The following is a 13412-nucleotide window of genomic DNA, read 5'->3' on the forward strand; positions in this document are numbered from 1 at the left end:
CTGCGACGCCGCCCGGCGCCGGGCGACCGGCGCCCGTCAGCCCACCAGGCGTCGGCGCCAGTCGAGCGCGGTGAGGTGGACGGCCCGGCCCGGATCGCCGTCCCAGGCGGTGGTCAGTCCGACGGCGTCGAGCGCGGCCACCACTTCGCGTCCCACCGCCGCGGTGGTCTCCTCCGAGCCGTCGAAGCCGCCGTACAGAAGCATCAGCCCGCGGCCTACGGCGGCGGAGTCGGTGCACTGGGTGTGGAAGTAGACGAAGCCGCGGGCGCCGGGCGCCGCCTCGGCGCCGATCTCCGCGTTGCCGCAGGAGCGACAGCAGGTGAAGTTCTCCCGGGCGGTGATCCCGGCGGCCTCCAGCGCGGTGAAGGCGCGGCTGAGCCGCTCGGGGTCGGTCTCGCCCTGCCAGCGGGCCTGCTCCTCGACGCGCTCCAGCCACAGCCGGTCGGCCAGCGCCCGCGCCTGGTCCTGCGAGAGGGGCCGACGGTCCTCGGTGACCAGGTACTCCTCGGCGACCTCGGCCAGTTCCTCGCGGGAGGCGTATCCGCCGACCAGCACCTCGCGGACCCGCCGCTCCAGTTCGGCGCGCTCGTCCGCGCCGAGGGCGAGCGGCGGGACGTCCCGCGCGGGTCCCATGTCGAGCAGGCGCCACTCCAGTCCCGCGTCCCAGCCGGTCTGTCGGCGGGCCCAGCCGGCCAGCGCCGCCGACACGGCTTCGGGACGGCCGGTCAGGGCCTGGAAGTGCCGGTCGGCGGCGCCGTCGCGGTGTTCCAAGGTGTAGTCGCCACCGGCCTCGTGCCAGACCTGGACGAAGACGTCGGGCAGGTCGGGTATCCGCTGGACGACCAGGAACCGGTCGCCGTCACCGCCGATGCGCCGCACCAGCGCGGCCAGTTCCTCGGCGGACACACGGAGGTGCCGCTCCTGGTTCTCCGTCTTCACCACGATCTCGAACATGCGCAGACTCTGGCACACCCCACTGACAAGACCCCACTCACAACGACGCCCCACTCACAACGCCCTGCTCACAACGCCCCGCTGACACGGTCCCGCTGACGAACTGCCCGGTGGCGGCGTCACACCACCGGTGGCGGGACGGGCGTCTCCTGCCTGCGGCGGGTGCGCCGGTACCAGAGCGCGGTCGCCGCGAGTCCGGCCAGGGCGGCCGCTCCGACCGCTCCGCCCTTCAGCAGGCCGGGCGGCCGGAAGTCGCAGCTGACGGAATCGGCCGTGCCGTCCAGGGGCACCGCGATCAGGCCGAGATAGGCGGCGGCCGGGCGCGCGGGGCCGTCACCGGCCGAGCACCTCCAGCCCTTGATCCGCGGGATCGCGAGGACCGCCGTGCCGGTGCTGCCGGCCGGTATCCGGGCGGTGACGGAGTGCCCGCCCACCTGGACCCGGGTGGCACCGGTGGCGCTCAACTGCTGGACGGCCCGCTCCAGTCGGCCGGGGACGAGACAGCCGATCGGCTGCTCCGGCAGGTCCAGCCATCCGGTGTGACGCAGTTCGACCCGGACCTTCCCGGAGGCCGGTACGACCCCGATGCTCCGCAGCGGAGGCCGCACGGCGGGCAGCTTCCCGGCGAACGCCACCGGCCGGCCGCCGTTCATGGTCGCGGTGCCGTTGAACGTCAGCGCCGAGAGGTACGCCCGGCTGCCGGGCGTGCAGGTGGTGGTGAGGGTGACCGAGCCCTTTCCGGCGCGGGTCCTCGTGGTCGGGGCCGGGGGATCGTAGACACGGGCGCCGAGCAGCATCTCCTGGTTGGCGAAGACGGAGGGGCCGAAGCGTGCCGTGCCGTCCGGCAGGCGCAGTCGGGGACGGACGGTCACCAGCGGCGGTACGTCGGTGGTGGTGGCCTGCGGCACCTTGCCGGGCCCTCCCGCCGGATCCCCGGCCAGGCGGATGCGCGTACCGACGGAGAACAGGGCGTCGGTCACGGGGTTGTCCAGGCTCACCGGGCGCCGGCCCTTGGCGAAGTAGCCGTAGCCCAGCGAGGTCAGCGTGTCCTGGGTGATCTGCGCGGTCAGGCTGCTGTAGTAGCCGCCGCTCTGGCCGCCGACGACCATCGGGTCGTTGCGTCCGGGGTCCTCGCCGGGGTCGGTGCGCGAGCGCGGCCAGTCGTCGGCGGCGGCGACCGCGTCCGCCACGGCCCGCTCCTGCCCGCCCAGCCGCGGCGACCAGGATCTGTGCCGCAGTTCCAGTTGCGCGACCCGCATCCCGGCCACGGCCGTCTCGCCCGCCTGGGCGGTCACCAGGAGGGCCACGGCCAGCACCGGCAGGACCCGGGCTCCCGCGCCGCCTCCCCGCAACCGGGGTGCGACGAGCGCGGCGCCCGCGGCCAGTACGGCCAGGAGCAGGGCGACGGCGAACACCGGGTACGACCACCGGTCGACGGCGTAGGTGCCCCGTGCCGCCAGGGCGAGGGCGGCCAGGACCGTCAGGCCCGCGGCGAGCGCGGCCGGCCGGGGCAGGCCGTCCGCGGTGGACAGCCAGGCCGCGATCAGCAGCAGACCGCACAGCACGAACGCCTGGCGGTCGGGGACGCCGTTGGGCTCGGCGCCCGCGTGCCAGAGCAGATGGGTGGGCCGCCAGTGCAGCGAGAGCGCGACGAGGCAGATCGCGGCCGGCCAGCCGAACCGTGTCCGGGCCGGCAGACCACGGTGGAACGGCATGGCCAGCGCCAGTGCGAGCGCCGGGGTGCCGATGTACAGCGCGGGTGACTCCGTGCTGCTGGTGGCGGGCAGCAGCCGGGCGAAGACGTCCGGCCAGGCGGCCGGGGAGAAGGTCACCGGCGGAGTGGGGTGGGCGGTCCTGGTGGCCGAGTAGATCACCAGGACCAGCGGGGCGGCGAGCCCGACGCCGATCAGCACGCTCCGGGCGGCGTGCAGCACGGCGGACGGCCGACGGCGGTCCTTGTCGTCGGTGAGCAGCCGGACCAGCAGGAAGATGGCGGCGCCGATGGTGGCCATGTAGGCGGTGTAGAAGTTCGACACCCAGGCCAGCCCCACGACGAGCGGCCCCAGCACGGGGCGCCGCGCGCCGCGCGCCCACTCGCCGACCAGGCACAGCAGCGGGAACGCGAGCAGTCCGTCCAGCCACATCGGTACGTAGGCGCCGTTGTCGAGCGTCCAGCCGCACAGCGCGTACGCCGACCCCAGCAGCGCCGCCACCGGCCACGGGCCGCGGCGCAGTCGCAGCAGGAGCACCGCCATCGCCGCCCCGGCCGCGGTGATCTTCGCCGTGGTGATGACGTAGAGGGCCAGCTCGACGCGGTCGGCCGGGAACAGCACCACCATCAGGTCGAAGGGGCTGCTCAGATAGGTGCCGACGTCACCGAGGAAGTTCGAGCCGTAACCGGAGCCCCAGTTCATGAACAGGTCGCCGTCGGCGCCGCCGAGCAGCACCGTGCGCCAGTAGGCGTGGAAGGGCACGTACTGGGTGCCCATGTCGACGACGTTGCGGCTGTGCGGGCCCAGCGGATAGCTGCCCGCGAGCAGATTCCCCAGGCAGAACACCAGGCACGACAGGACACCGGCGCCGAGGGCCGCGCGCAGCGGGACGCTGTCGCGCGACCGGTCGGCCAGTGCACGGAGCCGGGTGGGGAGACCGGCGCGCCCGCCGGATCCGGTTTCGCGGTCGTCGTCGGGTGCCGGACGGCCGGACGAGGGTCTGACGGTGACGGACACGGTTCCTCTCCTCGGGAATCTGGTACGGGCCCTCGCGTACGGAAGGCGGAACGTCCGTGTGTACGGAAGGCGGAGCGTCCGTCGCGGAGCCTCAGGGTGTCCGGGCGCCTGCCGGGGGCGGACGGCAGGTGCCGCCGGGACGGGTGGTCAGGACCGGGACGCCGCCTCGCGCAGGCCGCGCGGGAGTACCTGCCGCAGCGGGGCGCGCCGTTTGCGGCCGCCGGGCAGTTCCAGCTCGGTCAGCCGCTCGGTGTCGAAGTACGCGGCACACGGCCCCGCCTGGACCGCGCCCGCGTCTCCCGCGGCCTGCGACAGCACGCGCACGGCGCGCGGCCGCAGCCAGGGGTACCGGGTGGGCTGCATGCCGTACCCGACCGCTTCCAGCAGCGGCTGGAGGGTGGCCGGGTCCTCGGGCGGCCGGGGAGCGGCACCGGCTTCGAGACCGGGGACGACGCGGTCGACGATCACCAGCGGCACGCGGTTGCTGTTCTCGTAGGGTGCGAGCCGCCGCAGTACCGTCCCGGTGCCGACGCGGGCGGTGGGGATGCCGTGGTAGACCGCGGCGGTGAGCAGCGCGGTGGAGAAGCAGCCGACCACCAGTTCCAGCGGGAGGTGGTCGTAGAAGACCTCGGCGAGCAGTGTCCCGCCGAGTTCCGTCAGGCGCACTCCGGCCTTGTCGGCCTCGCGCCGCAGGGCCTCGCCGTAGCGGACCGGCGCGGTGGGGTGCGGCTTGAAGGCGACCGACCGGTGACCGGCCTCGGCGGCGGCGCGCAGCATCCGCACATGCAGGTCCTCTTCCTCCTCGGCGGTGAGGATGTCCAGGGCGGCCAGATACTGGCCGAGCAGCAGCGCGGTCGGCGCGGCCTCGGCGGCCCGCGCGACCTCGGCGTCGCCGGACGCGGCCCGGGACAGCTCGGACAGCACCGCGCGGAAGGCGTCGTCCGGGACGAGTTCGGCCTCGACACCGAACTCCGAGAGCAGCAGCGGGCGCAGGCCCGGCACCAGGTCCAGGTGCAGCAGCCGCTGGACCCGTACCGCGACGGAGTGCGGCGGCTCGTCGCGGGTCGGGCCGTAGCTCATCAGGCCGTCGGCGTACACGTGCACCGGGGCGCCCGCGAACACGGCGGCGAGGCTTCTGGCCGGGCTGACCTGGATCGACTCCACCACGAGCGTCACCGGTCCGGTGCCGAGCCGCCACCGGGTGCGCAGCACCCGCTCCCACAGCGGCACGTCGTCCGGGCGCGGCTGCCAGCCGCCCGGGTGGTGCGGGGCGATGGCCTCGTTCCAGTCCTCCACCTGGTCGAAGCGGGCGGCGATCTCCTGAAAGCCCGTCATGTCGCTCATGTGCGGCGCCACTTCGGGGACGGCCGCGTTGTTGGTGAGCAGCAGCACGCGCCGGGCCCGGTCGGCGGGTCCGAACCGGCCGGCGTCCAGGGCCGCGGCCAGCGTGGCGGCGCCGTACAGCGTGGACGCCTGGAAGATCTGCACCGGCGTCGTGCCGTCGGAGCGGCCGGCCGGGTCGGGGACGCCCGTGTCGGCGGGGGTGGCCGCGGTGCGCGGCGCGCGCAGGACCGGGGGCGGGACCACCACGGCGGCGGCGCGGGCCGGACGGGACTCCCCTGTGTCGCGCAGTCGGCGCAGCAGCGTGCCGCGGGCGGGGTCCATGGTCGCCAGGGTCTCGTCGAGGACCTGCCGGGGCATCCGGTGCAGCGCGGCCGTCGACTCGGCCTTGAGCTGTCTGGCCACCTGGCTCTCGTACTGGTCGGACTTGTTCATGTGGAAGGCGATCATCGCGCAGTAGGTGCGGACCGCCTTCGGTATGAAACGGTCCCCCTCGGGATCGTCGGCCAGCTCGCGCAGGACGGTGTCGTAGGCGGGGATGAAGTCCAGCTGGCGGGTGTCGGAGATCTGGGTGAGCGACGTTTCGACGCCCCGCCGGTAGAAAGCTCCGTGCAGGTCGAGCGCCGCGTAGCTGCGGGCGCGCAGATGGAGCCGCCACACCCACAGGCGGTCCTCGGCGGTGCGCAGCCGTGTCTCGAACCGTCCCTCGCCGTCGGCGAACAGCCGGGAGCTGTAGATGCCGAACGGGACGAAGGGGTAGTCCACCATCGTGGCCATGTGCGCGGGCGCGATGCCGTCGCGCGGGTCCATCACGACGTCCCGCAGCCGGGCCGGGGCGTACCGGATCTGCCGCTTCCGGCCGGTGGCCAGCACATGGTCGGTGCGGGCGAAGTCGCATCCGAGCCGGGACATGCGGTCCACCAGGGCGCGCAGATGGCCGGGGGCGTACCAGTCGTCGCCGTCCAGGAACGTCACATGGTCGCCGGTCGCCTCGTCGAGTCCGGTGTTGCGGGCCTGCGCCACTCCCTGGTTGGTCTCGTGGTGGATGACGCGCGCGTTCGGCACCTTGCCGATCATGTCCTCGATGATCTGTCCGGTGCGGTCGGTCGAGCAGTCGTCGATCAGCAGGAACTCGAACTCCGGGGCCGCGTTGGCGGCCAGACTGCGCATCGTTTCCGCGACATACGCCTCGACGTTGTGGCACGGGACGATGACGGAAAGTGTGGACATGTACGAGCCCCCCAGGGGATTTCATTCCAGGAACCTGCGCATGCTATCCACCCCCAAGGGTTTTCCGTGACCCGCAAATGAACAGCCGCCGACAGGGCGGTTAAATGCGATCGCCACTGCCGCGGCAATTTCCGCCGACGCCCTCGCGTGGCGGAAAGAATCCCGAATAGTTCTTGTGCCGTATTTCCGGGCGCCGAGCATCTCCCGGCCGAGTCGGTCTGCTTCCGTTCCGGTGACCGAGCGGTCCTGGCGCCGCCGGTCCCGTCGAGTCGAGCGGTGTGAACTGACGCCCCGTTCAACGCTGTTGACAACCGGCCCACCGTTCCCGCTCCCACCTGCGCGTTCGCCCTGCGTACCGGCGCATTCTGTGAACGTCGTGGAACGTCCACGAGGGAGGTCCTGTGCGGCCCGCGGGTCACTAGCTTGGCGCGGTGTTTCCCATCCCCCATCTTGGAGGCATCGTGTCACGATTGCCGATAGCGGCGCGGACGGCCGCGGCGGCGGCCTGTCTGGCCACCGTGGCCGCGCTGGCCGCGGCCATACCCGCGGCGGCCGACCCACATCCCAGAACGTCGCTGGGAGCCGCCGGGTCGGCCCCGGCGGGCGCGCACCGGCTCGGTGCGACGGCGGCCGGCCGCACGATCGACGTCGCGCTGTCGCTCAGACCGCACGACGAGGCCGGGCTCGACGCGTTCGTCGCGTCGGTCAGCGATCCGGCGTCACCGCACTACCGCCACTACCTCACCAGCGCGCAGTACAACGAGCGGTACGCGCCCCGGGCGTCCGACGTCGCCGGGGCGAGCGCCTTCCTGAAGTCCAACGGCCTGCGTGTCACGAGGGTTTCGGGCAACCGGCAGGTCATCGACGCGACCGGCTCCGCCGAGCAGGTGCAGGCCGCGTTCGGCACGTCGATCGGCGACTACGCCGACGCCGCGGGCAGGCACTTCTACGCGAGCGACAAGGCGCCTTCCGTACCGTCCGCGCTCGCGTCCACCGTGCGGGCGGTGACCGGTCTGACCGACCGGCCGGTGGCGCACCGGGCGGGCGGCGGACCGGCCGGGCACAGCGGCAGGGCACCGGGCGCCACGCCCGCGCGCGGTCCCGCCGGTCCGGCCGGGCCCGCCGGCGGATACACGCCGGCCCAGTTCCGTACCGCCTACGGCATGAAGAATCTGTCCGCGTCGTACAACGGCTCGGGGCAGACCGTCGGACTGATCGAGTTCGACGCGTTCAAGCAGTCCGACGTCGACGCGTGGACGAAGTACTTCGGCCAGCCGTCGGTGAACGCGCGGGTCGTCCCGGTGAACGGCGGTGTCCGCAGCCCGGGGAGCGACCAGCTCGAAGTCACCCTGGACGTGGAGTCGGTGGCCGCGACGGCGCCGGGCGCCGCCCAGATCGTGTACGAGGCGCCCAACTCGGACAACGCCTGGGTCGACGAGATGGCGAAGATCGCGAGCGACAACCAGATCACCGTGCTGTCCGGCTCCTGGCTCAACGGCGAGAAGTGCGAGTCGGCGCCCATCCAGGCGTCGCACGACTCGTACACCCAGATGGTCGCGCAGGGGGTCACCCTGCTGTCGGCCTCCGGTGACTGGGGGGCGACCGGCTGCGGCTACCAGGGCGACAACTCCACGGTGCAGGCCGACTATCCGCCGAGCGACCCGCTGTTCACCGGGGTCGGCGGAACGCAGCTGCGGACCAGCGACAGCGCCGGGACGTACCAGTCGGAATCCTGCTGGAACCAGGGCAGCTCCGGCAACACCCGCTCCGGCGGCGGCTATTCGCAGATCTTCGCCAGGCCGGACTGGCAGCCCGGGACCAACAAGTACCGGTCGGTGCCCGATGTGGCGCTCGACGCGGACTACGGCGCCGGCGCCGTGTCGGTCTACATGAACGGCGGCTGGCAGGACGTCGGCGGGACCAGCGCCTCGGCGCCGCTGTGGGCCGGCTACATCGCCATGGTCAACCAGAAGGCCGGGGCCGCGGGCAAGGGCAACCTCGGCGCGATGAACCCGACGGTCTACGCCGTCGCGCAGTCGTCCCGGTACGGCTCGGCGTTCCACGACGTCACCACGGGCGACAACGGCACGTACAAGGCGGGCACCGGCTACGACCTGTGCACGGGCTGGGGCTCGATGCAGGGCGACAACCTCGCCGACCCGCTGATCGACGGCGCGACCCCGCCCGCGGCCGACGACTTCTCCATCAGCGCCGGACCGCAGTCGGTGAGCGTCGACCCGGGCAAGTCGGTGACCACCACGATCAGCACCGAGGTCGTCAAGGGCAGCGCGCGGTCCGTGGCGCTGTCGGCGTCCGGGCTGCCCGCGGGGGTGAGCGCGAGCTTCGACCCGGCGTCGGTGACGGCGGGCGGCTCCTCCACGCTGACGCTGACCGCGGCGTCCTCGGCGTCGCCCGGACGGAGCGACGTCACCGTGACCGGCAAGAGCACCGACGCGACCCACGGCACCCCGGTGTCGCTGACCGTCAACGGCTCCGGGCAGGGCGACTTCTCCATCGGCGTGAACCCGGGTGCGGCGACGGTGACCGCCGGGCAGTCGGCGACCGCGACCGTGAGCACCGCGGCCGCGCCGCGGGCGGTCCGGCACCCGGCGGCCGGAACGACCGACGGCACCACGGCAGCCCACGGCGTCGGCCCGGCGGTCGTGGGCGGCAGCCCGACCACGGTCGACACGTATCCGTTCATGATCTCGATGCGCAGGAACGGCAGTTCCTTCCCCGGGCAGCAGTCGTGCAGCATGGCGCTCACCGGCCCGCACACGGTCGTCGGCGCGGCACACTGCTGGCTGGAGAACTCCGGCGACAAGTGGTTCGTGTACGGGGCGACCCACCTGAACGACACCGGGTTCCGCGCCGACATCAAGAGCGTGTGGACCGACCCGGACTACCAGGGCTGGCAGACCGGCCACGACGTCGCCGTCTTCACCCTGGCGCAGGACGTCCCGGTGCCGTCCGGCATGGTCTACCCGACGATCGCGACGGACACCTCGGTCAACACACCCGGCACGATGGGCAAGGGCATCGGCTGGGGCAGGACAGGCGCGAACACGTACTCCGACGTGCTCCGCACGGTCGACCTGCCGGTGGCCGCTGATTCGGCGTGCGCGCAGCAGCCGGTGCTGTCGTCGAACTGGAAGGGCGACGGGTCGATGCTGTGCACCGGCTACGCGGACGGCCACGCGGGTGTGTGCGTCGGCGACAGCGGAAGCCCGTTCCTGGAGGGCAACCAGATCGTCGGGTTCTTCTCCTGGATGTCCAACAACTGCGACACCTACGGCGTGTACACACGTGTGACGACGTACGCCGACGAGATCAAGGCCCATCTGCCGGGCGGCACCCCGCCCTCGGGTGACATCGCGCTGTCGGTGAGCGGTCTGCCCTCGGGCGCGACCGCGAGCTTCGATCCGTCGTCGGTGAGCGCGGGCGGCTCGTCCACGCTGACGGTCGCCACGAGCGCGTCGACGCCCGCGGGAACGTACGAGCTGAGGGTCAGTGGCAAGAACGCGACGGCCGGCCATGACGCCGCGTTCACGCTGACGGTCCAGGGCGGAACACCGGCAGCGGTCACGGTGCAGGACCCCGGCTTCCAGTTCACCCAGCACGGGACTGCGGTCGGTCTGCACCTGCGCGCGAGCGGCGGGAGCGGAACGTACACCTGGTCGGCGACGGGTCTGCCGCCGGGGCTCTCGGTCGACAGCCGCACCGGTGTGGTCAGCGGCACCGCGTCGCAGGCGTCGAAGGTCTTCGACGTGACGGTGACGGCCACCGACAGCGGCGGCCGGAGCGGGAAGGCGGGGTTCAGCTGGTTCGTGTACTGAGGGGTACCAAGGACTGCCCTGGCCTCCTCGTGAGGTGAGGGGCTGACCGGTGGTTCGCCGAGCCGCCGGTCAGTCCCATTCCCAGGCCATGCCGACGATGCCGGGGCCGCTGTCGGTGATCACCAGGTGCGCGGTGCCCGACGGCCCGATCCACAGCGGGGCGCCGACGTGCCGGGGCGCGTGCACACCGGCCTGCCGGAACGGCACGCAGCTCACCGGAAGCCGCCCGGAGAACTCGGTCTGAAGGACGTACTGCCGGATCGGCCGGGTGAACCGGTGGTGGTAGAAGGTGAGTTCGGGTCCGGGCGGAAAGTGCGAGGTGAACTCCACGACGCTCCGCTCGCCCGCGGCGAGGCGCTGTTCCAGGAGCAGTTCGCACACCGTGGCGCCGGTCGCGTCGTCGGCCCGTACCCGGCCCACCCGGCCGTACTTGACGTCGGACGGAACGGCGGCGGCCGAGTCCTCGGCCCAGAGCAGGACCACACAGCGGTCGACGCGGTCGGCCGACGCCTCGAACACCATCCGGGTGCGCAGGCTCGACAGCCGGTGGTCCTCCCCCACCAGGACGTGCTCGTGCACATCGAGTTTCCTGATCCGGTCGTCGGGCAGCGCGCCCATCGCGGCGAGCAGCGGCCGGTGGGCGGGCCACAGCCGACGCCGGTCGATCGCGTCCGGCTCGGCCTTGCGGCACCGTCCGCGCGGCCGGGGCGGACCGAGCCGCGACACCAGCGAGGCGGCGGGCAGGCCGAGTACGGCCTCCAGTCCGCGGACGGCGCGCAGCGACTCGGCGCGCTCGGGACGGCTGCGGCCGTGCCGCCAGTAGCTGAGTGCGGCGCGGCTGACCCGGACGCCCTGCGCGGCGAGGTGGTGCTGCACGCGTTCCAGGCTCAGACCGCGGTGGTTGAGCGCGTAGTCGAGCACCTGGGCGAAGGTGCCGTCCCGCAGGAGCCGCCGCAGCTCACGGTCGATCGGCCGGTCCCCGGGAGCGCCCGGGTACGCGAGCACGGGCGAACCGGCCGGTCCCGCCGGACCGGGGGCCGGCGGGTGGCCCGTACGGTCGCTGTCCGCCGGCCGACCGGCGGGAACCGAGGGCGAACCGCTCGCCATCGCGTGCCTCCCTCCGCCCCTGACGGCATCCGGTCCACTATCGGCGCCTCCCCGTCAAAGGTCCAGAGCGAGGTCCGCACCGGACGGTACGGGCGGGGCCCGCCGAGCGGGCCGGTCCGCCTCCCCCTCCGGCGCGGACCGGCCGTCTCAGTGCGCGGGCTGATGCAGGTGCCGGTCCTGTCCCGCACCGTGTCCGGCGACCGCCGTGGCGACGCCGAGGACGGCCAGGACGACGAGCGGAAGCGTCCAACTGTGCGTGGTGTCGTGCAGGATGCCCAGGAGCAGGGGCCCGGCCGCCGCCACGAGGTAGCCGATGGACTGGGCCATGCCCGCCAGCGCGGCAGCCTCGCCGGAGCTCCCGGCGCGCTGGCTCTGGAAGGTCAGCGCGAGGACGAGGCACGCTCCGCCGCCGAGTCCGAGCAGGGCGCACGCCAGGACGGACAGCGCGGGGGCGGCGACCAGTACGGTGAAGCCGCCCGCCACGAGGACCGAGGCCCCGGCCGCGGTCCAGCGCTGGTCGTGGCGGCCGCGGGTGAGCAGGGGCAGGAGACTGCTGGCCGCCAGGGACACCACCTGGTAGAAGAAGAGCATCCATCCGGCCGTGGTGCTGCTCGTGCCGCGGTCGATCAGGATGCTGGGCAGCCAGGCGACGGCGGTGTAGAAGGCCAGGGACTGAAGGCCCATGAAGAAGGTGACCTGCCAGGCCAGCCGCGACCGCCAGGGCACCGGGCTGTGCGCCGCGCCGCCGGACTCCTGCGGCTTGTCACCCCGGATCCGGGGCAGCCAGGCGAGGAACGCCGCGACGGTGAAGACGACGCCCCAGGCCAGCGCGGTGCGCCAGGAGCCCGGCACACTGTGGGCCAGCGGCGCGGAGACGCCGGAGGACACCGCGGCCATGAGGCCCATGACGGTCACGTAGAGCGCGCTGACGCCCTGGATACGGTGTGCGGGCACGCTCCGCCTGATCAGAGCGGGCAGCAGTACGTTGCCGAACGCGATGGCCGCGGAGAGGATCACCGTCCCGGCGAACAGGCAGACGACGGAGGGAAGGGAGCGGACCACCGTCCCGACGGCCAGCACACCGAGCGCCGCCACCAGCAGCCGCGCGCTCCCGAACCGGTGGGACGCGCGGGCGACCAGGGGCGACGTCGCGGCGAACGTCAGCAGCGGGAGGGTGCTCAGCAGGCCGCCCCAGCTCGCCGTCAGGCCGCTGCCGTGCTCTATCTCCGGCAGCAGCGCGCCGACGCCGGTGAGGGTGGTGCGCAGGTTCGCCGCCACGAGACAGACGGCGACGAGGAGCCCCACCGGCACGGCGGACCGGGCGGGACCGGAGGCGGCCGGGCCGGACGCCGATGAACCGGATGCCGATGATCCGGGGGCGGAATGCTGACGGGACATCGATGCCGGACGTGTGCTCACCGGTCCTCCGCTGCTCGTGTCGTGGTGGTCCCGTGGTCATGGGTGAGCCGGACGATCGCGGCCGCGGCGTCGCGGGCGCCGCCCTGGTCCCGGGCCTCGATCGCGTCGACGAGCCGCCGGTGCAGACGGGCGTGCTCCCCGGCGTGCGCCGCGTCCCAGGGCAGACCTCCCAGGGACGAGGTGAGCGCCGTGCCGAGGTAGTCGTACACCTCGATCAGCAGGTCGTTCCCGCTCGCCCGGACCACGGCCCGGTGGAAGAGCGCGTCGACGCCCGTGGCCGCGGCGGTGTCCTCACCGGCGCAGGCCGCGTCGGCGTCGGCCAGCAGCTCCCGCAGCTGCCGCAACTGGCTCTCGCTGCGGCGCAGGGCCGCGGTCCCCGAGGCGTACTCCTCCAGGACGGTCCGCAGCTCCAGGACGTTGTCCCGCTGCGCGGAACTCGCCCGCCGCACCATGACCGACTGGAGTTCGCTGGAGGAGCGGACATAGGTGCCGTCACCGGCCCGGGGCTCCAGCAGGCCCAGGTGCACCAGCGCGCCGATCGCCTCCCGCAGCGTGCTGCGTCCGACCCCCAGCTCCTCGATGAGGGCCTGCTCCGGGGGGATCCGCGTCCCCACCGGCCAGCCGCCGGACTCGATGTGCGAGCGGAGACTGTCCACGAGCTGAGCGGACAGGCTGGCCGTCCGCCGTGGTGCGCTGATGCGTTTCATGGGAACACCGTACACAAACATCAGACGTTTGAACATCGCAGGTTGTGGCCGGTCGTGCCCAGGGCGCCGCCGGGCAGCGAGCCCGGGTG

The 13412-nt window shown here is 73.2% G+C and carries 7 protein-coding genes and 1 pseudogene; 1 reads left to right on the forward strand and 7 read right to left on the reverse strand.

Translation table 11 applies throughout. The features are described 5' to 3' along the window. Positions 1 to 36: 36 nt before the first annotated feature. From B086_RS0133960 to B086_RS45795, 4 genes and pseudogenes are all read right to left on the reverse strand, one after another. Positions 37 to 954 (reverse strand): DUF6891 domain-containing protein, encoded by a 918-nt coding sequence (locus B086_RS0133960; RefSeq protein WP_018570899.1) that lies wholly within the window; start codon positions 952 to 954, stop codon positions 37 to 39. Between the two features lie 119 nt (positions 955 to 1073). After that, positions 1074 to 3683 carry a YfhO family protein gene (locus tag B086_RS0133965; RefSeq protein WP_018570900.1) on the reverse strand — a complete coding sequence of 870 codons (2610 nt, stop codon included), beginning with the start codon at positions 3681 to 3683 and terminating at the stop codon, positions 1074 to 1076. A gap of 147 nt (positions 3684 to 3830) precedes the next feature. Next, positions 3831 to 5252 (reverse strand): polysialyltransferase family glycosyltransferase, encoded by a 1422-nt coding sequence (locus B086_RS45790; RefSeq protein WP_420712611.1) that lies wholly within the window; start codon positions 5250 to 5252, stop codon positions 3831 to 3833. Positions 5253 to 5912: 660 nt separating this feature from the next. Beyond that, positions 5913 to 6254: pseudogene (locus B086_RS45795) on the reverse strand (glycosyltransferase family 2 protein); the annotation flags it as partial. Between the two features lie 461 nt (positions 6255 to 6715). On the opposite strand from B086_RS45795, the gene B086_RS42165 reads away from it, so the two are divergent. Next, positions 6716 to 10090 (forward strand): trypsin-like serine protease, encoded by a 3375-nt coding sequence (locus B086_RS42165; protein WP_158690448.1) that lies wholly within the window; start codon positions 6716 to 6718, stop codon positions 10088 to 10090. Positions 10091 to 10159: 69 nt separating this feature from the next. Here the strand turns inward: B086_RS42165 and B086_RS0133990 are convergent, their stop codons facing one another. The 3 genes from B086_RS0133990 to B086_RS0134000 all read right to left on the reverse strand — a co-directional run bounded on the left by B086_RS0133990 (position 10160) and on the right by B086_RS0134000 (position 13323). Beyond that, positions 10160 to 11197 (reverse strand): hypothetical protein, encoded by a 1038-nt coding sequence (locus B086_RS0133990; protein WP_018570903.1) that lies wholly within the window; start codon positions 11195 to 11197, stop codon positions 10160 to 10162. A 147-nt stretch (positions 11198 to 11344) separates the two neighbouring features. Next, positions 11345 to 12475, reverse strand: a complete 1131-nt coding sequence (locus tag B086_RS0133995; protein ID WP_234029423.1) for a CynX/NimT family MFS transporter — start codon at positions 12473 to 12475, stop codon at positions 11345 to 11347. Between the two features lie 137 nt (positions 12476 to 12612). Beyond that, positions 12613 to 13323, reverse strand: coding sequence for a FadR/GntR family transcriptional regulator (locus B086_RS0134000; protein WP_018570905.1), 711 nt, complete (start codon positions 13321 to 13323; stop codon positions 12613 to 12615). Between the last annotated feature and the right edge of the window lie 89 nt (positions 13324 to 13412).

Source organism: Streptomyces sp. PsTaAH-124, from assembly GCF_000373685.1.
Lineage (GTDB): Bacteria > Actinomycetota > Actinomycetes > Streptomycetales > Streptomycetaceae > Streptomyces > Streptomyces andamanensis.